Source organism: Immundisolibacter cernigliae, assembly GCF_001697225.1.
GTDB lineage: Bacteria > Pseudomonadota > Gammaproteobacteria > Immundisolibacterales > Immundisolibacteraceae > Immundisolibacter > Immundisolibacter cernigliae.
Genome location: NZ_CP014671.1, coordinates 3,170,257 through 3,192,871 on the forward strand (window position 1 = coordinate 3,170,257; position 22,615 = coordinate 3,192,871).

The following is a 22,615-nucleotide window of genomic DNA, read 5'->3' on the forward strand; positions in this document are numbered from 1 at the left end:
CGGGCTCCCACAGTTTTGCGATGGCTCACACAATCAGCAGCTTATAGCCGCTGATTGTGGCAGCGCACCCCTGCGCTGCGGGAAACGCTGAATACTTCAGCGTTTCCTTGTGGGTCGCAATTCATTTGTTGCCGCCCCGGGACGTTGCCCATGCCCAGTCCCGCGGCGGTCTCTTGTCGCTACCTCCGTATCGTCAACGGCGCGCTACCCCGGCAGGGCCGGGGTCAGCGAACCCCGTACTTGCGCAGGCCGGCCGGGGTGAAATACGCCGAGTCCGGCGGATTGACGAAATCCGGCGGACTGCCGCCCCGGCCGGCACCGACGTTGAAGAAGGTGTTGTTCGAGGACTGCCGGCCGTTGATGATGTCCATGTGGTTGTCGCCCCAGAAGCTGAGCATCGGCACCTCGTAGAACTGCATCAGATACGCTTCCTGGACGCGCCACAGCTGATCGCCGGCGTCATACATCTCGCCGGCGGCGCCCGCCCAGCTGTCCTCGTCGAAATAGACGACGCGATGCGGCGACAGGTGCCGGTACTTCGGTTTCAGGCGCATCTCGACGGCCCACACGCGGTGCAGTTCGTACCGGATCGGATCCGGGTTCAGATGCCCGCGCATGACCAGTTTCTTGAAGTCGCCGTTCTCGGGCGCCGCCAGTTTGTAACTGTTGTAGGGAATGAAATATTCCTTGCGCTGCGGCTCCGAATACTCGTACCACTCCTCGTCGCCGGTCATGCCGAACATGGTGGTCGAATCGGCCGTGCGCAGGCCATCCGAACCGGTGCTGGGACTGTCGTAGAAGCCGATTTCCGGCGCCTTGCGCACGCGTCGCTGGCCGGGCACATACAGGTAGGCGCTGAAGTCCTGGGAGGTGAAGTAGTTGCAGCCGCCGTACATGGAGCCGGCCTGGCGTGGCGGCTCGACCATCTCCGAGGAGCGGCACCACATGGCCCCGCCGTTGCCGGTGAACAGCGGATCCTTGGGCTTTTCTTCCGGTGTCATGTACTGGAGCAGGAGCGAGCGCTCGATGGCCACCGTCTCGGCGAAGGTGCCGTCGGCAAAGGCGTTGAAGGCGTAGCCGCGCCACACATAAGACTTGCCGAAAAAGTACATGGTGTGGTTGTAAACGACCTCGGCGCCGTTGTTGGGAATGGGAAAGGCCACACCGGGGCGGTAGGTGCTCGTGTCCAGGCAGCGATACTCGCGGTCCGGTCCGGGCGGCGGGTCACAGAAGCGCGTGCGGCTGGCGTTCCAGACCGAATTCTCGTAATGCCATTGCGGCAGCGCGGCGCTGCGGCGGCTGGGGTAGACGTTCAGATGGAACGTGTCCGGATATTTCTTGAGCAGCGCGATCGTGCCCGGCATGAGGCGATCGGCGTACTGCTGGTAATTCTTGGCATCGATGGTGAACAGCGGCTTGTCGTCGGCGTACGGATCGATGTACCAGTCGCCTTGCTTGTAGCCGGCCGGCGGTGTGGCGATGCCGCCTTCCCAGGCCGGAATCGAGCCGTCCGCGTTGCCCGCGCGGATCGCCCCCAGGGGCGTGAGCGGCGTGCCCGTGAGGCCGATCTGGGCGGCCTTTTCCGCCGATACGGCAGCCATGACCGTCGAACTGGCCGTCAGAGCCAGCCCCGCCGCCAGCGCACGCGTTGTGTACCGAAGTTTTTTCATTGCTTCCTCTGTTGATGGTCCCAATGGTCACGCGTTGACCAAAGGCTCGTTGGCTTACAAAAAATGCTGAAAAATTCCATCCGTGGAGTTTCTCGGCTCGCTGCGCAGCCGCGATCTGCTGCGCGAAGCAACGATCACGGACCGTGGTCGCGCCGGGGCATCCTGCTCCGGACGGTGAGGGTGAGCACTTTGGCCCATCGCTGGGGTGTCGTGATCCCGCCCTGGTGTTTTCCGGTTGCCCGCGCTACGGCGCGTCACCGGCCGGCCACTGCAGGGCCTGCAGGGTCAGGCTCAGGGCCTCCGGCAGGCGTTCGAGCTGCACCAGGTGCGAGGCCTGGTCCAGCACCTCCAGGCGGGCGTTCGGGATCAGGCTGCGGAAGGTCTCGCCGTAACCCACCGGGATCAGGCCGTCCTGGCGGCCCCAGATCACCAGCGTCGGCGCCTTGATGCGCGGCAGGCGGCGGATCAGGCCCTTGTCCGGGATCGGCCACAGGAACTTGGCGGCGGCGTTGAGTGTGCTCAGGCGCTGGATCAGCACTTCCACCTGTTCGTCCACGTCGTCGGGCAGCGCACCGAGCATTTTTGCCAGCTCGGACTGCGGGTCGATCAGAATCCGCCCGGCGAGCTCCTGCGGCAGCATGGCGAAGATGTCCGGCATCGGGTTTTCCATGTCGAACAGGCCGGCCGGGGCGATGGCAATCAGCCGCGCCACGCGGCTCTGGTCCACGGCCGCCATCTCGCAGGCGATCATGCCGCCCATGGAGTGGCCAATGACGTCGGCACTGGCGATGCCGAGCGCGTCCAGCAGGTCGTAGTAGCACAGCACCAGGTCCCACAGGTCACGCACCTGGCTGATGTCGTTGGATTTGGACGTGCCGGGCAGGTAGGGCGCGATCACGCGCCGGCGCTCGGCCAGCGCGTCCAGGTACGGATCCCAGGCCAGCCCGCCGGCACCGTGCAGGAACAGCAAGGGTTCACCGCTGCCGGCCTCCAGCGTGTCGATGGCCAGGCGGGCGTTGACCTGATAGGTGTGCGTGGTCGGGTTGGCCATGCTGCGTTTCCTCAGGCCACGTCGCGGTGGGCGGCGGGCTGCGACGGATCGTCGCCAAACCCGCTTGGCCAGAACGGCGCGGCGTCCCACTGCGGCCACAGGTTGCGGATGTGCGGCAGCACGCCCTCGGCGAACAGGTGCAGGTTCTTCAGGGTCAGGTGCTGCGGCATGGAGCCGACATGGAACAGCCAGATCAGGTTGCCGACGTGCAGCTCGCGCGCCGCCTCGATGATCTGCTCGCGCACGGTCTGCGGCGAGCCGGCGATGATGTAACCGCTCTCGACCAGCTCCTTCCAGCCGAAGCCCTGGTCCAGGATGGCCTTGCCGACCTTGGCCGTGCCGTCCAGCTGCGAGCGCAGGCCGGCGCGCAGCGAGGCTACGGTGCGATAGCCCGGTGCCTCGAAAAAGCGCGGGTCGATGTGCATGCACTTGGCGAAGAAGTACTTGACGTGCTCCTCGTAGTCGATCTGCGCCTGGGCGTCGGTCTCCGACACGCAGATGAACTGCGCGTAGCCGGCGCGGTAGGGGTTGCGGTCCTTGCCGAGCGCGTCGGCGCGGTCCCAGAACGGCCCCATCACCTTCTTGGCGTACTTGTGGCCGAAGAACGACAGGTACGAGAAGGAGTAGTCGTTCAGCAGCGAGAAGTCATAGGTCTCGACGCTGCCGCCGCCGGGAATCCACACCGGCGGGTGGGGCCGCTGGGCGGTGCGCGGCCAGGTGTTGACGTAGCGCAGCTGGTTGTACTTGCCGTTCCAGGTGAACACCTCGTCCGAGGTCCAGGCCTTCATCACCAGCTCGTGCGCCTCGTAGTAGCGCTCGCGCATCTCGGACGGGTTGATGCCGTAGACGTAGTTGGTGTCCATGGAGGTGCCGACCGGAAAACCGGCGATGAACTTGCCGCCCGACAGCACGTCCAGCATGGCCATCTCCTCGGCCACGCGGATCGGCGGGTTGTACAGCGCCAGGCTGTTGCCCAGGACCACCAGTGAGGTGGTGTCCGAATGGCGCACCTTGCGCGACAGGATCGACGCCATCAGGTTCGGCGACGGCATCAGGCCGTAGCCGTTGCTGTGGTGCTCGTTCACGCCGACCGCGTCGTAGCCCAGATCGACCGCCGTTTCCAGCGCGTCCAGGTAGTCGTGGTAGTACTGGTGGCCCTTGCGCGGGTCGTACAGCGTGCGCGGGATGCTGACCCACACGCTGTCGTATTTCTTCTCGAAATCGGCCGGCAGATCCTTGTACGGCATCAGGTTGAAGGCGACGGTTTTCATGCGGGTGCTCCTGCCTGGCCCAGGGCGGCCGGCTCCTTAACGACTGTATAGCAAACTGCGCGGCGCGCGTCATGTGGCCGGACCGGCGGCATCACAGACCTGTCGACGTCCCCCCGTAGTGGGGTGGCGGAGCGGTTTGAATCCAAGTCTTGCGACGAGGGAGAGATTGGACGTGAAGAGGCGGTTCAGCGAAGAGCAGATCATCGGCTTCCTGAAGGAAGCCGACTCAGGGGCATCGGGTGGCCCAACCGCGCAAGGCAGCGCCAGGCCGGCGCCGCACTTCACATTTGCAGGAAGGTCATCGCAGCGCGAAAAACCCAAAAAAAAGGGGTCAGGCCCGAGCCTAACCCCTTGTTCTTAATGGTGGGCCGCCACGGGCTCGAACCGTGGACCCGCTGATTAAGAGTCAGCTGCTCTACCAACTGAGCTAGCGGCCCGAAACGCAAACATCAAACTGGGGTGAGCGATGGGGATCGAACCCACGACCACCGGAATCACAATCCGGGGCTCTACCGACTGAGCTACGCTCACCATAAACCTGTGGCGACATGGCGCGCCCGGCAGGATTCGAACCTGCGACCGACGGCTTAGAAGGCCGTTGCTCTGTCCTGGCTGAGCTACGGGCGCAGCAAACCAGAAACCTGCCCCAATCCTGCCGCGACGAACTGGTCGGGGTAGAGAGATTCGAACTCCCGACATCCAGCACCCAAAGCTGGCGCGCTACCAGACTGCGCCATACCCCGAGATTTCGCCTGGCCCGTGCCGTTGCGCGGGGCGCGAACTATACAGCGCCGCTCGGCGGAGGGTCAACGCATCCGGGCGGGGTACCGACAAGCTGTTAGAATTCGCCGCCCCTGAAATCTGCCGTCTAGCCCATCCTGAATTACACCATGGCCACTGAACGCACCCTGTCCATCATCAAGCCCGACGCCGTCGCCAAGAACGTCATTGGCGCCATCTATTCCCGCTTCGAGCAGGCCGGCCTGAAGATCATCGCCGCCCGCATGGAGCACCTGACCCGCGAGCGCGCCGAGGGCTTCTACGCCGTGCATCGCGAGCGGCCGTTCTTCAAGGACCTGGTCGCGTTCATGACCACCGGCCCGGTGATGATCCAGGTGCTGGAGGGCGACAACGCGGTCGCCAGACACCGTGAGCTGATGGGTGCCACCGATCCGGCCAAGGCCGCGCCCGGCACCATCCGCGCCGACTTCGCGAGCAACATCGAAGAAAACGCCGTTCACGGTTCCGACAGCGTCGAGAACGCCGCGACCGAGATCGCCTATTTCTTCGAGCCCGGGCAAATCTGCCCGCGTACGCGCTAAGCCCCGGACGTCTTGGACGCGACCTGCACCAAAACCAACCTGCTGGACCTGGATCGACCGGGTCTGGCCGGTTTGCTGACGCAGCTGGGTGAGAAGCCGTTTCGGGCCGATCAGTTGCTGCAGTGGCTGCATGCGCGCGGCTGCGACGATTTCGCGGCCATGACCAACTTGAGCAAGGCGCTGCGCGAACGGCTGGCGCAGGAAGCCGAAATTCGGGTGCCTGAAGTCACTGCCGACCAGCAGGCGGCGGACGGTACCCGCAAATGGCTGCTGCGCCTGCCCGGCGGCAGTGCCATCGAGACGGTGTACATCCCCGAGACGCGCCGCGGCACGCTGTGCGTGTCCTCGCAGGTCGGCTGCCAGCTCAATTGCAGCTTTTGCCAGACCGCCCAGCAGGGTTTCAACCGCAACCTGAGTGTCGGAGAAATCCTGGGCCAGATGTGGACTGCCAGCCGGCTGCTGCCGCCGCACGCCGTGCGTGAGAAACCCATCACCAACGTCGTGTTCATGGGCATGGGCGAGCCGCTGCTGAACTTCGACAACGTGGTGGCGGCCATCCGCGTGCTGCTGGACGATCTGGCCTACGGCCTGTCCAAACGGCGCGTGACGGTCAGCACCGCCGGCGTGGTCCCGATGATCGACCGCCTGCGCGAGGAATGCCCGGTGGCGCTGGCGGTGTCGCTGCATGCGCCGGACGACGCGCTGCGCGACGAACTGGTGCCGCTGAACCGGCGCTACCCGATCGCCGAACTGCTGGACGCCTGCCGCCGTTACGTGGCCGGCGACGATCGCCGCCGCGTCACCTTCGAGTACACGCTGCTGGCCGGCGTCAATGACCACCCGGCGCAGGCCAGGGCATTGGCCAAGCTGCTCGCGCGCGTGCCGGCCAAGGTCAACCTGATTCCGTACAACCCGGTCGCCGGGCTGCCCTACGAGACCTCGCCCCCGGAGGCGGTCGCGAAATTCCGCGACGAGGTGCTGCGTCACGGCCTGGTCGCCACGGTCCGCAAGACCCGCGGCGATGGCATCGACGGCGCCTGCGGCCAGCTTGCGGGCAAGGTGTTGCCGCGCCAGCGGCGCAGCACGCACGTGCCTGTGGTGGTCTGAGTCCGATGTACAGGCAGGTCGGAATCATGATCGCCGCCCTGGTCCTGGCCGGTTGCGCCACCACGCGCGATCCGGCGCTGCGGGACGCGTCCGGCGGTGAACTGGCAATCGACATGGACACCTGCAGCCGTGTCGCCAGCGATCCGGAGCGCAAGCTGAGCAAGAACGAGCGCCTGTCCGAGCTGCGCATGGCGCTGGGCGCAGGTTACCTGCAGGAGGGGGCGCTCGATGTGGCGCTGCAGGAGCTCGAGCAGAGCCTGCAGCTGAACCCGCGCAACGCCAGCGCGCATGCCGCCATGGCCCTGCTGCAGCTGCGGCTGGGCAAGCCGCAGGTGGCCGAGGAGCATTACCGGCGCGCGCTGGCCCTGTCGCCGAGTGACCCCGAAATCCGCAACAACTACGGGGTATACCTGTGCGGTCAGGGCAAGGCGCGCGAAGCGGACGCGCAGTTTCGCTGCGCCATTGCGAACCCGCTTTACCAGACGCCGGCCCTGGCCTATACCAACGCCGCCGAGTGCGCGCTGCGCCACGGCGACGGTGAACGTGCCCAGATCGACCTGGCGACCGCCGTGCAGCTGGACCCGGGCTTTGCCACGGCCAGCCTGATGCTGGCTGACCTGCAGTTCAAGAAAGGCGACGCCCGCACCGCCCGTGCGCATCTGGCCCGCTATGTCCGCAGCGCCGGTCAGACGCCGGCCGGGTTGGCGCTGGGGATCCAGGTGGAAACGGCTCTTGGCGACCTGGACCGGGCCGCCAGCTACCGCATGCTGCTCAAGAACCGTTTCCCCGATTCGCGCGAAGCGCAAGAGCTGCATTGACCGTGGAAGTGGAGCATGACACGGCGCCGGCGGCTGCCGCTTCGATCGGCGAGCAGCTGCGCCAGGCTCGCCTCGGGCGCGGTTGGTCGACGGCGGAAGCCGCCAACCGGCTGCGTCTGCGCGCGGCATTGATCGAGGCCCTGGAAGCCGGCGACTACGCACCGTTTGGAGCTGCCACCTACGCCCGCGGGCAGCTGCGCAACTACGCGATCCTGCTGGGACTGGACGAGCAGGCCCTGTTGCGCGGTTTCCGGCCGGCGCCAGCCGATGGGCACACGAAGACCCTGCGCCGCGCGCCCGAACTGCACCCCGGACGCCCCCGGCTGGTGCGCGTGGGTGGGCTGCTGGTCGTGGTGGCATCCGCGGTGTTGGCAGCCATCTGGGCCGGTGCCGGACGCGAGCCGCCCGCCGTGGATGGCGAACCCGCGCCCGTGCAGGCCGATTCGAGTTTTGTGCCTGCCGACCCGCCGCGGGACGATGCGCTGCCGCAAAGCCCACCGCCGGTGGAGGCGAGTGCCGATTCTCCAGGCGCGCCGGGAGACCAGATCGTTGTCACTGAGGCGCAGCCGACTGTGGGGAACGAACCTGCACCGGCACCGGGGGCCGGCCCGCAGCTGGCCGCGGACGCTGCTGACGCTGCCGGCCAGAGCGAGGCGGAACTGCGCCTGCGCAGCCGGGCCGTCAGCTGGGTGGAAGTCACCGACCACGCCGGCCGGCGCCTCGTTTACGAACTGGTCAGCCCGGGTCCGGAACGCACCGTGCGTGGACAGCCGCCGCTGCGGGTGTTGCTCGGCAACGCGCCGGCGGTCGACGTTTTCTACAATGACGAGCCGGTCACGTTGCCGGCCGGCCAGCATGTGGTGCGCATGACGCTGGGCACCCAGCCGCCGCAGGCGGCGCACGCATCCTCCGGCACACCGCCGTCCGGCGCTGCGCCGCCCGCCACGACTCCCTGATACCGATCATGGTTGCCAAGCTCCAGGCCGTGCGCGGCATGAACGACCTGTTGCCCGCAGACAGCCCGCGCTGGCGCGGCGCCGAACAGCGCCTGCAGGCGGTGCTGGCCCGTTACGGCTACGAGGAAATCCGCTTGCCGCTGGTGGAGCCGACCGAGCTGTTCGCGCGCACCATCGGCGAGGTCACCGACATCGTCGAGAAGGAGATGTACACCTTCCAGGACCGCAACGGCGACAGCCTCACGCTGCGCCCGGAAGGCACCGCCGGGGTGGTACGCGCCGGCATCGAGCACGGCCTGTTTCAGGGTCAGCTGCTGCGGCTGTGGTACCAGGGGCCGATGTTTCGCCACGAGCGCCCGCAGCGCGGCCGCTACCGGCAGTTCCACCAGATCGGCGCCGAGTGCTTCGGCAGCGCCGAGCCGGAGCTGGACGCCGAGCTGATCGCCATGACCGCGCAGTTCTGGCGCGAGCTTGGCCTGTCCGGTCTGCGCCTGGAGCTCAATTCACTCGGCTCGCGCGAGGCCCGCGCCGCCTACCGCGAGCGGCTTCAGGCCTATTTTCGTGATCATCAGGCGGCGCTCGACGCCGACAGCCTGCGCCGCCTCGACAGCAACCCGCTGCGCATCCTGGACAGCAAGAATCCGGACCTGGCCGCGCTGATCGCCGCCGCGCCGAGCCTGCCCGAGCACCTGGATGCCGACTCGCGGGCGCACTTCGAGCGCCTGTGTGCACTGCTGGATGCACTCGGCGTGGCCTACACGGTCAACCCGCGCCTGGTGCGCGGCCTGGATTACTACGGCCGCACGGTGTTCGAGTGGGTCACCGATGCGCTGGGCGCGCAGGGTACGGTCTGCGCCGGTGGCCGCTACGACACGCTGGTCGAACAGCTCGGCGGGCGCCCGACGCCGGCCATCGGCTTTGCGCTGGGTCTGGAGCGCCTGCTCGATCTGCTGGCCGCCAGCGGCATCGATCCGGCCACGCCCCGCGAGATCTGGTACCTGGTTTCCGCGCCGGGCGCCTGCCGGGCGCAAGCCATGCTGCTCGCCCAGCAGCTGCGCGCGGCAGCGGATGCACCGACTGTCCTGCTGGACCACTCGGCCGGCAACTTCGGCAAGCAGGTCCAGCGCGCCGACAAGGCCGGCGCCCGGGTGGCGCTGATTCTGGGTGAGGACGAGCTGGCGGGCGGCACCATCACCGTGCGCATGCTGCGCGCCGCCGTGACGACCCAGGAAACCGTGCCCCGCGACACCATCCACGCCACCGTTACCCGCCTCGCCGCCCAGGAACGACCATGAGCACCGCCGACGCCGATCAGATCGAACACCTGCGCCGCCTGTGGGACCAGTACGGACGCCTGCTGACAGTCGTCATTGTGGCCGTGCTGGCCGGGCTGTTGGGCAAGCATTTTTACGGCAGTTATCAGCAGCGCCAGGCGACCGAGGCGGCGGCCCTGTTCGCCGCCTATCAGCAGCCACCGGCCGGGCAGACGGCCGACGCCCTGGCCGCGCAGTTGCGCGCGCAGTATCCGCGCACCAGCTACGCGAGCTTCGTCACCCTGGCGCAGGCCAAGCAGGCCGTCGAGGCAGGCAAGCTCGATGTCGCCGAGCAACACCTGCGCTGGGTGGTGGAACATGCCGGTGAGCCGACCGACCGGGCACTGGCCAGCCTGCGCCTGGCGCGCGTACTGCTGGACCAGGGCAAGGTACAGGCCGCGCAGGATGCCTTGGGCAAGGACATCCCCGCCACCTCGCCGGCCCTGGCCGAACTCAGGGGCGACATCGCCCGTGCCCAGGACCGACTGCAGGATGCGCGCCAGGCTTATCAGGAGGCGCTGGCCGGGTTGCCGCCAGAGTCCGGACAGGCAGCTCTGATCAAACTCAAGCTCGATGCGCTGGGCCAGCCATGATCCATACAACTCTTTCAATGCCGGTGCGCTTCCTGGCCATTGGCCTGCTGGCCACTGCGCTTGCGGCTTGTGGCACCGTGTCCAGTCTGGGCAAGGGGGCCGTGCGCGGGGTGAACCGGGCCGGCGAGTCCGTCGCCGGGCGCCTGACCGCCAGCGACAAGCCGGAAATCACGGCCGAGCTGCCGGAACTGACCGGCTCGATCACTGTCGAGGTGCTGGCCGAGCGCCGCATCACCGACGGCACGCCGGATGGCTATCCGAAACCCTGGCCGGCCTTCGATAGCGAGGTCGTCTACACACTCGGTGAGTCCCGGCGCCACCTGTTTGCCCACGCGCTGGCGGACGGCAAGCGCCTGTGGAAGGCCGGCCTCGAGGATGAGATCACCGGGGGCGTCGGTGTCGGCGACGGTCTGGTGCTGGTCGGCACGGCCAACGGCGAGCTGATCGCACTGGCGGCGACCGATGGCAAGGAACGCTGGCGCGTGCCGCTGGAAAGCGAGATTCTGGCGCCGCCGACGGCGCGTGATGGCGTGGTGGTGGTCGCCACCGGTGATGGCCACCTGTATGGCCTCAGCAGCGCCGACGGCGCCCGCAAATGGAGCATTGAGCGCGATGTGCCCACGCTGTCGCTGCGCGGCGGCAGCGCCCCGCTGACCACCCCGACGCTGGCCGTGCACGGCTTTGCCGACGGACATCTGGTGGCCGTCGACCTGCACACCGGCCGCGAGGCCTGGGACACGCCGATCGTGCAGCCGCGCGGGCGCACCGAGCTGGAACGCATGGTCGATGCCGACTGCCAGCCGGTCATCGAGGGCAGCGCGGTTTTCGCGGGCGCCTATCAGGGACGCGCCAGCGCCATCGAGCTGGCCACCGGCACGGTCGGCTGGGCGCGCGAGCTGTCGTGCGATACCGCCCTGGCGGCAGACAGCTTCAACGTCTACGGCGTTGACACCGACGACAAGATCAGCGCCTTCGATCAGCGCAGCGGCGCCGTCTACTGGGAGCAGGACGCGCTCAAGGGGCGCCACCTGACGGCCCCGGCGGTGGTGGGTGCTTACGTTGCAGTCGCCGACATCGAAGGCTATGTGCACTGGCTGAGGGCCGATGACGGTACGCTGGTCGGACGCACGCGGCCGACCAAGGATGCCTTCCTGCTGACGCCGTACGTGCGTGATGGCGTGGCCTACTTCCTGTCCGAAGGAGGGCGCCTGTATGCCCTGCGACCGGCCAACTGAGCACTGCCGTGACACCCGTAATCGCCCTGCTGGGTCGACCTAACGTCGGCAAGTCGACCCTGTTCAACCGCCTCACGCGCAGTCGCGACGCGCTGGTGGCGGACTTCCCTGGCGTCACCCGCGACCGCCTGGTCGGCGCCGGGCGCCTGGGCGAGCGCCCGTTCTGGGTGGTCGACACCGGCGGCATGCTGGGCGAGGACCCGGAACTGTCCGGCAAGGTCAGCGCCCAGGCGCTGATGGCGGCGCAGGAGGCCGACGCGGTGATCCTGGTGGTCGATGGCCGTGGCGGTCTGACCGCCGACGATCGCAGCATTGCCAACACCCTGCGCGGCCTCGGCCAGCCGGTGTGGTTGGCGGTCAACAAGGCCGAGCATCTGGATACCGAGCTGGTACGCGCCGATTTTTTCGAGCTCGGCCTGGGTGATCCGTGGCCGATCTCCTCCAGCCACGGCCATGGCGTGGCCGACCTGCTGGAGACCGTGCTGGCGGGTTTTCCGGACGACGAGCCGGCGGCCGCGGAAGAAGCCGACCCGCGGCCGGTGTTTGCCGTCGTCGGCCGACCCAACGCCGGCAAATCCACGTTGATCAACCGCCTGCTCGGTGAGCAGCGGCTGATCGAAAGCCCGCTGCCGGGCACCACCCGCGACTGCGTGCGCGTGCCGGTGGTGCTGGACGGGCGCGAATGCGTGCTGCTGGACACCGCCGGCCTGCGGCGCAAGGCGCAGGTGCACGAGGCGATCGAAAAATTCAGCGTCATCAAGACCCTGCAGGCCATCGACCAGGCGCAGGTGGTGATCCTGATGCTGGACGGGGAACTGGGCGTCGGCGAGCAGGACGCGCACATCGCCGGCCAGGCGCTGCAGCGCGGGCGCGGCCTGGTGCTGGCGGTGAACAAATCCGACACGCTGGACGACGCCGCGCGCAAGGCGCTGCGGATGGAGGTGAGGCGCCGGCTGCCGTTCGTCGAGTTCGCGCCGATCGAGTTCATCAGCGCCAAAAACGGCCGCGGCGTGAAAGCCCTCACCAAGGCCGCGTTTGCCGTGCAGCACAGCGCACTGGCGCGCACGCCCACCTCGGAACTGACGCGCCTGCTCGAGACCATCGTCGCTGCCAACCCGCCGCCGATGGCCGCCGGCCGTCGCGCCAAGTTGCGCTATGCCCACCAGGGCGGCCATGCGCCGCCGACCATCGTCATCCATGGCACGCAGGTGGACAAGCTGCCGCCCAACTACCTGCGCTATCTGGAAAACAGCTTTCGCGAGGCGCTGGGCCTGGTTGGTACGCCGGTACGCATCGTCACCAAGCAGGGCGAGAACCCCTACGCCGGGCGCGTGAACGCGCTCACCCCCAGTCAGCTGGAGCGCAAGCACCGCGCCCGCCGCCGCGGGCGCAAATTGTTCGGCGACTGAGCGCGCGGCTCGTCATCGCGCCGGCGCGCCAGTCGGGCCGGCCTCAGCTGACCCCATCCCCCGCATACAGCGCTGCCGCCTCACGCAGCCGGGATGAAACCTCGGCGCGCAGCAACGGCGGCTCCAGCACCTCCACCTGCGGCCCGTAGCGCAGGATGTCCAGGATCAGCTCGGTCGGGTCGCCGTAGGGCACCACCAGTTCGTAGCGGCCATCCTCCAGCCAGCGCCCAAACTGCGCCGGATGCCAGCGCTCGGCCGCCACCCAGCGCGCCCGACTGGCGGCAAAGCGCAGCACCGCCCGCTGCGCCGCCGGTCCGGCGAAAATGCCGTAGGCGGCCCCGAAGTGCGCGTCCAGTTCCGCCTGGGGAATGTCCTGCGCCGGATCATCGGTGGTCTGCAGGGCCTCGATGGCGTCGATTGCAAAACTGCGCAGCGCCCTGCGCCAGTGGCACCAGGCATCCAGGTACCAGTTGTCGCGGTAGCGCACCAGCCGCTGTGGGCTGACCTGGCGCGTGCTGATTTCACCGCTGCTGCGGGCCAGGTAGCGAATGTCGATTCGACGCCCGGCCAGGGTGGTCGCCACCACCTGCCGGAATATCAGCGGATCGCAGCTGCGGCCACCCAGCGGCAGGATGCGCAGCGCCTCGGCAGCGCGCTGCGGGACCACGCCGCCGTGCGCCAGCAGGGTCATGATGCGTCCGCGAAGGGCGTCGATCTGGTCCGGTATCAAGCCTTCGCCGAGCCCGGACAGCAGGTTCTGGGCCAGCAGCAGGGCCTGCAATTCATCGGCCGAGAACCACAATCCGGGCAGCTGCGCACGGGGCGCCGCGCCGTCCAGCCGATAGCCGCGGGCGGCGCCATCCCACACCAGGGGCGTGCCCAGCAGATCGCGCAGCTCGGCGATGGCCCGCATCAAGGTGGCCCGCGAGCAGCCGAGGTCGGCCTGCAGCGATGCCGCAGAACGCGCCTCGCGGCTGGTCGTGAACAGCGTGTACAGACGGTATATGCGGTCGAAGCGGTCCATGCTGGCAAATGCTACATCAGACGGCTGCGCCGGCTTGCGCTGTGCTCGTGCACCATGCCACGCTTGCGCGGCTTGCCAACACCCACCCGAGGAGACTCACCCATGCTCAAGCTTTATGGCCAGTTCATGTCGCGCGCCCAGCGCTGTCTGTGGACGCTCGAAGAACTTGGCGTGCCCTACGAGCACGTCAAGACCAACCAGGGCGCCGGCGAGTCGCGCACGCCCGAGTTCCTCAAGATCAACCCCAACGGCCATGTGCCGGTGCTTCAGGATGGCGATTTCGTCCTCTGGGAGTCGATGGCGATTGCCCAGTACGTGGCCAAGAAATACGGCCAGGGCAGCCTGTGGCCGGCCAGCGTCGAGGACGAAGGGCGGGTTTTCCAGTGGGCGCTGTGGGCGTCGCTGGAAATGGAAATCTACGTCGTCAACTACCTGCGCCACGCCATGCTGTATCCGCCCGAAAAGCGCCGTCCGGAGCTGGCCAAGGAAGCCACCGACACGCTGCCGGCGCCGCTGCGTGTGCTCAACGACAGCCTGGCCGGCAAGGACTACCTGGTCGGCAATCGCTTCAGCGTCGCCGACATCAACGTCGCCACCGTGCTGCTGTTGGCCGACATCTACAAGCAGATCGGCGTCGATCAGTACCCGAACATCATCGCCTGGCTGAACCGCGTGGCGGCCCGTCCGGCCTGGCAGAAACTGCCGACCCTGAAGTGATTCCCAGCCCCCGGTGCCGCCGCCGGGCGGCATCGGGGGCAGCGTGACCTGATTCGGATCATGGGCACCTTGGGGCCGACCGCCTAGCCTTGTGCACCTCTGCGGGCGGCAGTTCCGCCTATCCCCGAGGAGACGTGCCATGGCTGAAAAATCCACCCAGGTCGAAGTCAGGAAAACCACCCCGGGGGCTGGCGTCGGCCAATCCCTGACCAGCCTGCGCGAGCGCTGGGATCACCTGTTCGATGATTTCTTCGCCGATTTTCCGCGCTGGCCTTCGCTGCGCCGGCCGCTGGACATCGAACCGCTGCGCCTGCTCACCGGCGGCGACCTGACACCGGCGGTGGACATCAAGGAACAGGACAACGGTTACCTGATCAGCGCCGAGTTGCCCGGCATGGACGAGAAGGACATCGCCGTCGAGGTGCAGGACGATCTGCTGACCGTGCGCGGCGAGAAGCGCGCCGAGCGGGAAGAAAAAGACAAGGGCTACCACCTGACCGAACGCAGCTACGGCAGCTTCACGCGCAGCTTTCGCCTGCCGCCGGATGCCGATGCCGGCCAGGCCAGCGCCAGCTTCAGCAAGGGTGTGCTCAGCATCAGCGTGCCCAAGAGCGCCGAGGCGCACAGCAAGGTGAAGAAAATCGACGTCAAGGCGTCCTGAAGCGGCGGGGCGGGTGGCGACCGGACACGCTGCCACCCGCCCACAGCCCGGCGCCCGGTGGCGGCGAATGCTGGACGCACTGGTCGACACACTGGCCCGCGAAGCCGGCCCGGTCAGCGTCATCGAAACCCACATCTCGGCCGTGCTGCTGGCCGGCGAGCGCGCCTACAAGCTCAAGAAACCGGTCGATCTGGGCTTTCTGGACTTCACCGGTCTGCGCCAGCGCCGGCACTTCTGCCGCGAAGAACTGCGTCTGAACCGCCGCCTGGCGCCGGACCTTTATCTTTCCGTACTGCCGATCACCGGCACCGCCGCGGCCCCGCGCCTGGGTGGCAGCGGCCGGGCCATCGACTGGGCGGTCGAAATGCGTCGCTTCCCGCAGGAGGCGTCGTTCGATCGTCTGCTCGCAGGCGGGCAGCTCGAAGGCACGCACATCGATGCGCTCGCCGAGTGCATCGCGGCCTTTCACCAGCGCCTGCCGCCGGCGCCGGTGGATTCGCCCTACGGCCGCCCCGGCGATCTTCTGCAAGCCGCCCGCGACAACTTCACCGCTTTGCGCGACGGTGCCAGTCCACGCAGCCGCGCGCGACTGGATCGCCTCGCCGCCTGGACCGAGGCCGAATACCGGCGCCGCCGCGCGCTGCTGGCGCGGCGCCGGATCGACGGCCGGGTGCGCGAATGTCACGGCGACCTGCACCTTGGCAACATCGTGTGGCTGGACGGCCAGCCGGTGCCGTTCGACGGCATCGAATTCGACCCCGCCCTGCGCTGGCAGGATGTACACGGCGAGCTGGCCTTCCTGACCATGGACCTGGCCCGCCGCGGCCGGCCGGATCTGGCCCGGCGGGTCCGCGACCGCTACCTGCAGGCCACAGGCGACTATGGCGGCGTGCCACTGATCGACTTTTTCGAGGTCTACCGGGCCCTGGTGCGTGCCAAGGTGGCGCGCCTGCGCGCGGCCGGGGCGCAGGCGCCCGGCCTGCGTTTTCAGGCCCTGCGCGAGTGCATCGGCTGCCTGCGCCTGGCCGAGGCGCTGATCCGCCCGCGCCGGCCGTGGCTGGCCATCACCCACGGCCTGGCCGGCTCCGGCAAGACCCACTACGCCGACTGGCTGGTCGAACGGCTGCCGCTGATCCGCTTGCGCTCGGACGTGGAGCGCAAGCGCCTGCTGGGTCTTGCCGCCGCCGCGCGCACCGGGTCCGGGATCGATCAGGGCGCTTACCAGGCCAAGGTCAGCGCCGCCACCTACCGGCATCTGGCGCGTCTGGCGCGGCGACTGCTTCGCGCCGGCTGGCCGGTGCTGGTGGATGCCAGCTTCCTGGCCGCGGCCGAGCGCCGGCGCTTCGCCGATCTGGCAGCGAGTCTTGGCGTGCCGTTTCGAATCCTCGCCTGCACCGCCCCGCCGGATGTGCTGCGCAGCCGGGTCGAGCGCCGTGCCGCCCAGGCCGGCGATGCCTCGGAGGCGAATCTGGCCGTGCTCGACGCGCAGCGCGCGCGCTACCAGCCGCTCGGCGCGGAGGAACAGGCGCTGGCGATCGTCATCGACACCAGTCGCCCATATGCCGTGCCCGAGTTTATGGATGCTGAGTAGAGGCCACGTCGAACTATTCAGCGTTTCCTTGGCGCGAAAGCCGGGGGGCGGCGCAGGATCATTGCCGCAGCAGCGCCGCTTGCCAGCGCGCTGATCGCAGGGCGTGGCCGGGCGCTTACTCGCTACCTGGAATGCGGGGGAGCTGGTTCAGCAGTGCCGGCAAGGCGGTCTGTACGGTTTCCCAGACCACGTCGAGATTGATGTCGAAGTAGCCGTGGGTGATGCGGTTTCGCATGCCACGCATGCTGCGCCAGGGTACCTGTGGGTGTTGCGCGGCAAATTCGGCGTACTGATCCATGACCTTCGTCGCGGCCTCGCCGATGATGACGAGGCTCATGATCACGGCTTGCTGGGTTCGGCGGTCCGCAAGGAACTGTGTCTTGCTCAGACCGTGGACGAAACTGCGCGCCTCTGTCGCGGCTCGCCGTATGTGGTCGAGGTAGTCGGGTAGGCGGTTCCCGTTCATACCGGCTGTGCCTGGGCAAGAATCTGCGCGCGGAATCTGGCTGGTAAATCGCCGGGGGTCAGCAGATCGACCCGAACGCCAAGCAGGTCTTCCAGTTCGGCCTGCAAGCCTCCGAGGTCGAACAGCGTTGCTCCGGGTAACGCATCTACCAACAGGTCCAGATCGCTGCCCTCTTCGTCGGTGCCGTGGAGTACCGATCCGAAAATGCGCGGGTTGGCGGAGTGAAAGCGGCCGGCTGCCTCGCGCACGGCGCTTCGTTTGAGGTCAAGGGCAACGGAGGGTTTCATCGCGGTCCACTGCGACTTCGGAGTTCATGGTTCTGTCCGCACCGAAAACGCGCCACGGACCAGTGTACTGACTGCCGTTCCCATCGTCCTCACGGTCAGGGCTCGTAACCCAGATTCGGCGCCAGCCAGCGCTCGGCCTGCGCCAGTGTCCAGCCCTTGCGCCGGGCGTAGTCCTCGACCTGATCGCGGCCGATGTCGCCGACACCGAAGTAGCGCGCCTGCGGGTGAGCGATGTACCAGCCGCTGACGGCCGCCGTCGGCAGCATGGCGAAATGTTCGGTGATGGTCATGCCGGCGTTGCGCTCGGCATCCAGCAGCTGCCAGAGCGTGGCTTTTTCGGTGTGCTCGGGGCAGGCCGGGTAGCCCGGCGCGGGGCGGATGCCCTGGTACTGCTCGTCGATCAGGGCTGCGTTGTCCAGCGTTTCGCCCTGCGCATATCCCCACAGATCGGTGCGCACGCGCTGGTGCAGGCGCTCGGCGAGCGCCTCCGCGAGCCGGTCGGCCAGGGCCTTGAGCAGGATGGCGCTGTAGTCGTCGTGCGCCGCCTCGAAGCGCGCCACGTGCGCATCGATGCCGATGCCGGCGGTGCAGGCAAAGGCGCCCAGCCAGTCGGCGACGCCGCTGTCACGTGGCGCGACGTAATCGGCGAGGCACAGGTTCGGCACGCCGGCCGGTTTTTCCTGCTGCTGGCGCAGGTGGTGCAGCGTGGCCAGCACCGTGCTGCGCGTGTCGTCGGTGTACAGCTCGATGTCGTCGCCGACGGAGTTGGCCGCAAACAGGCCGACCACCGCGCGGGCGCTCAGCCAGCGCTCGTCCACCATGCGCCGCAGCATGGCCTGCGCGTCGCCCAGCAGCTGGCGCGCCTGCTCGCCGACCACGGCGTCGTCCAGAATCTTCGGATAGCGGCCGGCCAGTTCCCAGGCCTGGAAGAACGGCGTCCAGTCGATGCAGGGCACCAGTTCAGCCAGATCGATGGTATCGAGCACGGTGATGCCTGGCTGCTGTGGCGGCACTGGCCGGCAGGCCGCCCAGTCGGTTCGGAACGCATTGGCGCGCGCCTGCTCCAGCGTCAGCAGCTTGCTGCGCTGCTGTTTGGCGGCGTGGCGCGCACGGGCCTGCGCGTAGTCTTCGAGCAGCTGGCTCTTGAAGGCCGCGCGCAGCTGCGGCGAGATCAGGTTCTGCGCCACGCCCACGGCCCGCGAGGCATCCTTGACGTACACCGTGGTGCCGTCGAAGGCCGGCGCGATCTTCACTGCCGTGTGGGCGCGCGAGGTGGTGGCGCCGCCGATCATCAGCGGCAGGTCCAGACCCTCGCGCTGCATCTCGCGGGCCACGTGCACCATTTCGTCGAGCGACGGCGTGATCAGGCCCGACAGGCCGATGATGTCCACCTGCTGCTCGCGCGCGGTGCGCAGGATGGTGTCGCAGGGCACCATCACGCCCAGGTCGATGACCTCGAAGTTGTTGCACTGCAGCACCACGCCGACGATGTTCTTGCCGATGTCGTGTACGTCGCCCTTGACCGTGGCCATCAGGATCTTGGCCTGGGCGCGGGCGCTGCCGTCCTTTTCGGCCTCGATGTACGGCAGCAGCACGGCGACGGCCTTTTTCATCACCCGCGCGCTTTTCACCACCTGCGGCAGGAACATCTTGCCGGCGCCGAACAGGTCGCCGACCACGTTCATGCCGTCCATGAGCGGGCCTTCGATGACCTCGATCGGCCGCGCGAAAGCGTGGCGCGCTTCCTCGACGTCCGCATCGACGTAGTCGGTGATGCCGCGCACCAGGGCATGTTCCAGCCGCTTGGCGACCGGCAGCTCGCGCCAGGCCAGATCCTGCGCCGGCGCCGCGGCGCCAGCGACTCCGCGGTAGCGCTCGGCGGTCTCCAGCAGCCGTTCGGTGCCGTCGGAACGCCGGTTCAGCACCACGTCCTCGACCCGTTCGCGCAGGTCCGGATCGACGGTGTCGTACACGCCAAGCTGGCCGGCGTTGACGATGCCCATGTCCATGCCGGCCTGGATGGCGTGGTACAGGAACACGGTGTGGATGGCCTCGCGCACCGGCTCGTTGCCACGAAACGAGAACGACACGTTGCTGACGCCGCCGCTGACCTTGGCGTGCGGCAGGCGCTGCTTGATCAGCCGCGTGGCCTCGATGAAATCGACCGCGTAGTTGTTGTGCTCGTCGATGCCGGTGGCGATGGCGAAGATGTTCGGATCGAAGATGATGTCCTCGGGCGGGAAGCCGATCTGCTCGGTCAGCAGTCGGTAGGCCCGCTCGCAGATCGCCACCTTGCGTTCGCAGGTGTCGGCCTGGCCCTGCTCGTCGAAGGCCATCACCACCACCGCCGCGCCGTAGCGGCGCACCAGCCGCGCCTGCTCCAGGAACGCCGCCTCGCCTTCCTTCATGCTGATCGAGTTGACGATGCCCTTGCCCTGCAGGCATTGCAGGCCGGCTTCGATCACCTCCCACTTGGACGAGTCCACCATCACCGGCACGCGGCTGATGTCCGGTTCGCTCGCGATCAGGTTCAGTAACCGCACCATGGCCGCCCGCGAGTCGAGCATGCCCTCGTCCATGTTGACGTCGATGAGCTGCGCGCCGCTTTCCACCTGCTGACGGGCGACGTCGATGGCGGCCTCGTAGTCGCCGGCCTTGATCAGGTTGGCAAAGCGCTTCGAGCCGGTGACGTTGGTGCGCTCGCCGACGTTCACGAACAGGCTGTTCTCGTCGATGTCGAGAGGTTCCAGGCCCGCCAGGCGCAGCACGTGCCGGGGCTGCGGCAGCGGCCGCGGCGCGCTGCCGGCCACGGCATCGGCAATGGCGCGGATGTGCTCCGGCGTGGTGCCGCAGCAGCCGCCGACGATGTTGAGCAGACCGTCTTGCGCCCACTGCTTCAGATGCCCGGCCATGAACTCGGGCGTCTCGTCGTAGCCGCCGAAGGCATTCGGCAGGCCGGCGTTCGGGTGCGCGCTGACGCGGCATTCGGCCACGCCGGCCAGCTCGTGCACGTACTCGCGCAGCAGCTCCACGCCAAGGGCGCAGTTCAGACCCACCGACAGCGGCTGCGCATGCGCCACGGAGGCATAGAACGCCGCCGCCGTCTGACCGGACAGGGTGCGCCCGGAGGCGTCGGTGATGGTGCCGGAGATCATCACCGGCAGGCGCCGGCCGCTGGCGGCGAAGTGCGTCTCGATGGCGTAGATCGCCGCCTTGCAGTTGAGCGTGTCAAAGACGGTTTCGATCAGCAGGATGTCGGCGCCGCCGTCGATCAGGCCACGCAAGGCCTCGGTGTAGTTGTCGACCAGCTCGGCGAAGGTGACGTTGCGAAAGCCGGGGTCGTTCACGTCCGGCGACACCGAGGCGGTGCGGCTGGTCGGGCCCAGTACGCCGGCCACGAAACGCGGCCGCTGGGCCGTGCTGGCGGCATCGGCCACGCCACGGGCCAGGCGCGCGCCTTCCAGGTTCAGCTCGTAGACCAGCTCCTGCAGCCCGTAGTCGGCCTGCGACACGGCGGTCGAGTTGAAGGTATTGGTTTCGAGGATGTCGGCACCGGCCTCCAGATACGCCCGGTGAATGCCGCCGATCACGTCCGGCCGGGTCAGCGTCAGTAGGTCGTTGTTGCCCTTCAGCTCGCGGCCGAAGTCCGCGAAGCGCTCACCGCGATAGTCGGCTTCGGTCAGCCCGTGGCGCTGGATCATGGTGCCCATGGCGCCGTCCAGCAGCAGGATGCGCTCGGCCAGCTGGCGGTGGAGCAGGGCGGTGCGATCGGTCATGGCAAAGGCGGGGCAGTCGGCGGGGGGCGGCATTGTAGCGTGCCGCTATTGCGGGCCTTTCGGCATACGGTCCTTATCCGGGCGCCGATCGACCAACACTGTCGGCGCCGGGACCGCCACCCGGCACCAGCGGAGCAGCCTGCGTCAGGCGGCGTAAACCTTCTGTGCCGCGGCCAGCGCCGCGCCGCAATCGCTCGGCCGGCCCTGCGCCGCCATTGCGCTGCCGAGCGCCGTCAGGCAGGCCAGTACGTGGCGGCGGCTGGCGGACTGGCCCATGAGGCCGATGCGCCAGGCCTTGCCGGCGAATTCGCCAAGGCCGGCGCCGATTTCCAGGTCGTAGTCGTCGAGCAGGGTCTGGCGCACGCGGGCATCGTCCACCCCGTCCGGAATGCCGACCACGTTCAGCTGCGGCAGGCGCTCGCCGTCGGCGCCTGCCAGGCGCAGGTCCATGGCCTCCAGGCCGGCGCGCAGCGCCCGGTGGTGCAGGGCGTGGCGCGCCCAGGCGGCTTCCAGGCCTTCCTCGTGCAGCATCAGCAGCGCCTCGTGCAGGCCGTACAGGGCGTTGATGGGCGCGGTGTGGTGGTAGCTGCGCCGGGCGGCGCCGGACCAGTAGCCGAGCACCAGGTTCAGGTCCAGGAACCAGCTTTGCACCGGCGTCTTGCGGGCGCGCAGTTTGTCCAGCGCGCGGGCACCGAAGCTGACCGGCGACAGGCCGGGCGGGCAGGACAGGCACTTTTGCGTGCCGCTGTAGATGGCGTCGATGTCCCAGCCGTCGACGTCGAGTGGCACGCCGCCCAGCGCCGTGACCGCATCGACGATGGCCAGTGCGCCGTGACGATGGGCGATCTGCACCAGCGTGCTGGCGTCCGACAGCGCACCGGTGGAGGTCTCGGCCATCACGAAGGCGACCAGCCTGGCCTGCGGGTTGGTCTCGAGCGCGTCTTCCAGGCGCTGCGGGTCCACGGCCCGCGTCCACGGATCGTCGACGACTATGGCAACGCCACCGGCGCGCTCGACGTTCTCCTTCATGCGTCCGCCGAACACGCCGTTGCGACACACGATTACCGTGTCGCCCGGTTCGACCAGGTTCACGAAGCAGGCTTCCATGCCCACCGAGCCGGGGCCGGAGATCGGGAAGGTCACTTCGTTGCGGGTCTTGAAGGCTTGGCGCAACAGCGCCTTGATGTCGTCCATCAGGCCGACGAAGGCCGGATCGAGGTGACCGATGGTCGGCCGCGCCATGGCCGCCAGCACGCGCGGGTGCACGTCGGACGGACCGGGGCCCATGAGGGTGCGCAGTGGCGGATTGAAGCTCGGCATGGTTGATCTCCTCGGTTTTTTTGGCGGC

The 22,615-nt window shown here is 68.1% G+C and carries 19 protein-coding genes and 4 tRNA genes; 11 read left to right on the forward strand and 12 right to left on the reverse strand.

Translation table 11 applies throughout. The features are described from left to right. Positions 1-224: 224 nt before the first annotated feature. The 7 genes from PG2T_RS14865 to PG2T_RS14895 all read right to left on the reverse strand — a co-directional run bounded on the left by PG2T_RS14865 (position 225) and on the right by PG2T_RS14895 (position 4,735). Complete coding sequence (locus PG2T_RS14865) at positions 225-1,670, reverse strand: DUF1329 domain-containing protein (RefSeq protein ID WP_068807263.1); 1,446 nt, start codon at positions 1,668-1,670, stop codon at positions 225-227. Positions 1,671-1,914: 244 nt separating this feature from the next. Then, a complete protein-coding gene (locus tag PG2T_RS14870; RefSeq protein ID WP_068807266.1) occupies positions 1,915-2,721 on the reverse strand; it encodes an alpha/beta fold hydrolase in 807 nt (268 codons plus the stop codon). 11 nt (positions 2,722-2,732) lie between these two features. After that, positions 2,733-3,992: an LLM class flavin-dependent oxidoreductase gene (locus PG2T_RS14875; RefSeq protein ID WP_068807269.1), complete on the reverse strand. Its 1,260-nt coding sequence runs from the start codon at positions 3,990-3,992 to the stop codon at positions 2,733-2,735. A gap of 361 nt (positions 3,993-4,353) precedes the next feature. Next, a tRNA-Lys gene (locus PG2T_RS14880) sits at positions 4,354-4,429 on the reverse strand. An 18-nt stretch (positions 4,430-4,447) separates the two neighbouring features. Then, a tRNA-His gene (locus PG2T_RS14885) sits at positions 4,448-4,523 on the reverse strand. 18 nt (positions 4,524-4,541) lie between these two features. Continuing rightward, a tRNA-Arg gene (locus PG2T_RS14890) sits at positions 4,542-4,619 on the reverse strand. 39 nt (positions 4,620-4,658) lie between these two features. After that, a tRNA-Pro gene (locus tag PG2T_RS14895) sits at positions 4,659-4,735 on the reverse strand. A 147-nt stretch (positions 4,736-4,882) separates the two neighbouring features. Between PG2T_RS14895 and ndk the strand changes: the two genes are divergently transcribed. Genes ndk through der form a run of 8 tightly spaced genes read left to right on the forward strand, consistent with a single transcriptional unit; the run spans position 4,883 to position 12,745 of the window. Next, positions 4,883-5,314 (forward strand): nucleoside-diphosphate kinase, encoded by a 432-nt coding sequence (ndk, locus tag PG2T_RS14900; RefSeq protein ID WP_068807272.1) that lies wholly within the window; start codon positions 4,883-4,885, stop codon positions 5,312-5,314. A gap of 12 nt (positions 5,315-5,326) precedes the next feature. After that, a complete protein-coding gene (gene rlmN / locus PG2T_RS14905; RefSeq protein ID WP_068807274.1) occupies positions 5,327-6,421 on the forward strand; it encodes a dual-specificity RNA methyltransferase RlmN in 1,095 nt (364 codons plus the stop codon). Positions 6,422-6,447: 26 nt separating this feature from the next. Then, positions 6,448-7,239 carry a type IV pilus biogenesis/stability protein PilW gene (pilW, locus tag PG2T_RS14910; RefSeq protein ID WP_158513222.1) on the forward strand — a complete coding sequence of 264 codons (792 nt, stop codon included), beginning with the start codon at positions 6,448-6,450 and terminating at the stop codon, positions 7,237-7,239. 2 nt (positions 7,240-7,241) lie between these two features. Continuing rightward, positions 7,242-8,195 (forward strand): RodZ domain-containing protein, encoded by a 954-nt coding sequence (locus PG2T_RS14915; protein WP_158513223.1) that lies wholly within the window; start codon positions 7,242-7,244, stop codon positions 8,193-8,195. Between the two features lie 8 nt (positions 8,196-8,203). Then, positions 8,204-9,490 carry a histidine--tRNA ligase gene (gene hisS / locus PG2T_RS14920; RefSeq protein ID WP_068807283.1) on the forward strand — a complete coding sequence of 429 codons (1,287 nt, stop codon included), beginning with the start codon at positions 8,204-8,206 and terminating at the stop codon, positions 9,488-9,490. Then, on the forward strand, positions 9,487-10,101 hold the full coding sequence (locus tag PG2T_RS14925; RefSeq protein WP_068807286.1) for a YfgM family protein: 615 nt from the start codon (positions 9,487-9,489) through the stop codon (positions 10,099-10,101). The genes hisS and PG2T_RS14925 overlap by 4 nt, the downstream gene beginning before the upstream one ends. Before the next feature lie 17 nt (positions 10,102-10,118). Beyond that, positions 10,119-11,336 (forward strand): outer membrane protein assembly factor BamB, encoded by a 1,218-nt coding sequence (bamB, locus tag PG2T_RS14930; protein ID WP_068807288.1) that lies wholly within the window; start codon positions 10,119-10,121, stop codon positions 11,334-11,336. Between the two features lie 8 nt (positions 11,337-11,344). Then, positions 11,345-12,745 carry a ribosome biogenesis GTPase Der gene (gene der, locus PG2T_RS14935; protein ID WP_068807291.1) on the forward strand — a complete coding sequence of 467 codons (1,401 nt, stop codon included), beginning with the start codon at positions 11,345-11,347 and terminating at the stop codon, positions 12,743-12,745. 43 nt (positions 12,746-12,788) lie between these two features. On the opposite strand, the gene PG2T_RS14940 is transcribed toward der, so the two are convergent. Further along, positions 12,789-13,769, reverse strand: coding sequence for a helix-turn-helix transcriptional regulator (locus PG2T_RS14940; protein ID WP_068807294.1), 981 nt, complete (start codon positions 13,767-13,769; stop codon positions 12,789-12,791). A 102-nt stretch (positions 13,770-13,871) separates the two neighbouring features. Between PG2T_RS14940 and PG2T_RS14945 the strand changes: the two genes are divergently transcribed. The 3 genes from PG2T_RS14945 to PG2T_RS14955 all read left to right on the forward strand — a co-directional run bounded on the left by PG2T_RS14945 (position 13,872) and on the right by PG2T_RS14955 (position 16,738). After that, positions 13,872-14,486 carry a glutathione S-transferase family protein gene (locus tag PG2T_RS14945; RefSeq protein WP_068807297.1) on the forward strand — a complete coding sequence of 205 codons (615 nt, stop codon included), beginning with the start codon at positions 13,872-13,874 and terminating at the stop codon, positions 14,484-14,486. A 139-nt stretch (positions 14,487-14,625) separates the two neighbouring features. Next, positions 14,626-15,147: an Hsp20/alpha crystallin family protein gene (locus tag PG2T_RS14950; protein WP_068807300.1), complete on the forward strand. Its 522-nt coding sequence runs from the start codon at positions 14,626-14,628 to the stop codon at positions 15,145-15,147. A 67-nt stretch (positions 15,148-15,214) separates the two neighbouring features. Continuing rightward, on the forward strand, positions 15,215-16,738 hold the full coding sequence (locus tag PG2T_RS14955) for a bifunctional aminoglycoside phosphotransferase/ATP-binding protein (protein ID WP_068807303.1): 1,524 nt from the start codon (positions 15,215-15,217) through the stop codon (positions 16,736-16,738). Positions 16,739-16,853: 115 nt separating this feature from the next. Here PG2T_RS14955 and PG2T_RS14960 read toward each other — a convergent pair whose 3' ends face one another. The 4 genes from PG2T_RS14960 to PG2T_RS14975 all read right to left on the reverse strand — a co-directional run bounded on the left by PG2T_RS14960 (position 16,854) and on the right by PG2T_RS14975 (position 22,587). Beyond that, entirely contained in the window at positions 16,854-17,204 is a 351-nt protein-coding gene (locus PG2T_RS14960; protein ID WP_068807306.1) for a HepT-like ribonuclease domain-containing protein, read from the reverse strand. Beyond that, positions 17,201-17,491 carry a nucleotidyltransferase family protein gene (locus tag PG2T_RS14965; protein WP_068807309.1) on the reverse strand — a complete coding sequence of 97 codons (291 nt, stop codon included), beginning with the start codon at positions 17,489-17,491 and terminating at the stop codon, positions 17,201-17,203. Before PG2T_RS14965 ends, PG2T_RS14960 begins: the two co-directional genes overlap by 4 nt. Positions 17,492-17,586: 95 nt before the next feature. After that, positions 17,587-21,267 (reverse strand): methionine synthase, encoded by a 3,681-nt coding sequence (metH, locus tag PG2T_RS14970; protein ID WP_068808502.1) that lies wholly within the window; start codon positions 21,265-21,267, stop codon positions 17,587-17,589. Positions 21,268-21,411: 144 nt separating this feature from the next. Continuing rightward, a complete protein-coding gene (locus tag PG2T_RS14975; protein ID WP_068807312.1) occupies positions 21,412-22,587 on the reverse strand; it encodes a pyridoxal-phosphate-dependent aminotransferase family protein in 1,176 nt (391 codons plus the stop codon). Positions 22,588-22,615 lie beyond the last annotated feature (28 nt).